At 46.1% G+C, this 1,478-nt stretch carries 1 protein-coding gene; it reads left to right on the top strand.

Annotation, left to right across the window (positions count from 1 at the left end; all coding sequences use genetic code 11):
• Nucleotides 1–109: 109 nt before the first annotated feature.
• On the top strand, nt 110–1,327 hold the full coding sequence (locus D7Y06_RS25100) for an IS256 family transposase (RefSeq protein ID WP_199714857.1): 1,218 nt from the start codon (nt 110–112) through the stop codon (nt 1,325–1,327).
• The last annotated feature ends 151 nt before the right edge of the window (nt 1,328–1,478 follow it).

Here is a 1,478-nt window from a genome sequence, read left to right as displayed (position 1 = left end):
AGGGACTATCCCAAAGTTTGTGTAAACCTCCAAACTGATGTAAGATAGAATTACTCAGTTTGGAGGTTTTATTATGGCAAGAAAAAATGAAAGTCCGCAAAAAGCGGCAATGAGGGAAATGATGCGCAGCTATCTCAAAGAAAATGACATCATCATCAAAAATGGAACCGATGTGAATGCCATTATGCGTGACATGATGTCTGTGATCCTGGAAGATGTGTTGGATGAAGAGCTGGATGAGGAACTCGGATACTCAAAGTATGATTACCGGAATAAGGATACTGACAACAGCCGCAACGGGCATTCGAAAAAGACCATGCATACCAGCTATGGCGACATAGATGTTGCAATCCCGCGCGACCGTAACGGCGAGTATGAGCCGCAGCTCATTAAAAAATACCAGAATACCGTGACGCAGGACATGGAGGAAAAAATACTTTCCATGTATGCAAAGGGCATGACAACCGGCGATATCGAATCCCACATGAAGGAACTCTATGACATGGACATATCCGACAGCACGATCAGCCGGATTACGGACAAAATACTTCCTATCGTCAGGGAATGGCAGGAGCGTCCCCTGGAAGAAGTCTATGCCGTAGTATTCATGGATGCCATACATTACCATGTACGCAGCGAGGGGCGTATTGTAAAACGGGCTGTCTACATTGCACTCGGCATTGACATGAACGGGAAAAAGGATGTCCTTGGAATGTATGTTGGAGAAAATGAAAGCGCTAAATTCTGGCTTTCCATCATGAACGGCCTGAAGAACCGCGGCGTGGAAGATATACTGATTGCCTGCGTAGACGGACTGTCCGGTTTTCCGCAGGCGATAGGGGCTGTTTACCCGCAGGCAGAAATCCAGCAGTGCATTATCCATCAAATTAGAAATTCCACAAAATTCGTCTCCTATAAGGACATCAAAAAGCTGATGGCGGATTTAAAGCGCGTATATGCCGCCCCGACAGAGGAAACCGCCTTGAGTGAGCTGGAGCTGTTCAAAGACAAATGGGACGCCAAATACCCGAAAATCTACAAATCCTGGCACGACAGCTGGGCTACCCTGTCCACTTATTTCAAGTATCCCGAAGCGGTCAGGCGACTGATTTACACGACGAATACGATCGAAGGGTTCAACCGCCAGCTGCGGAAAGTAACCAAATCCAAAACTGTGTTCCCGACTGACGACAGCCTTTTAAAAATGCTGTACCTGGCAATGATGGACATCACGAAAAAATGGACAGGCCACCGCCAGGACTGGGGTCAGATCCATTCCCAGCTGGAGATTTATTTTGAGGAACGCTTATCTGGCAGGAACCTGTAAAGGAATTTTTAAGAAGCTGCATTGACAGGGGAAAAATCCCCTGTATAATACAGACAAGGGCAGAACCAGAAAACCCGGATCTGCCCACTTGTAACTATTCAATAGATCTTATGTCAGTTTTTTGAGTTTACACAAAATATGAAACAGTCTC

The sequence above is a fragment of the Roseburia sp. 1XD42-69 genome (assembly GCF_003612565.1).
GTDB lineage: Bacteria > Bacillota > Clostridia > Lachnospirales > Lachnospiraceae > Roseburia_B.
The sequence above is the reverse complement of the archived record's forward strand: the minus strand, read 5'-3'. Positions and strand labels throughout refer to the sequence as shown.

Excerpts from the sequence above, each read along its gene's own strand:
- D7Y06_RS25100 (WP_199714857.1), top strand. The coding sequence starts at position 110 with ATGAGGGAAATGATGCGCAGCTATCTCAAAGAAAATGACATCATCATC.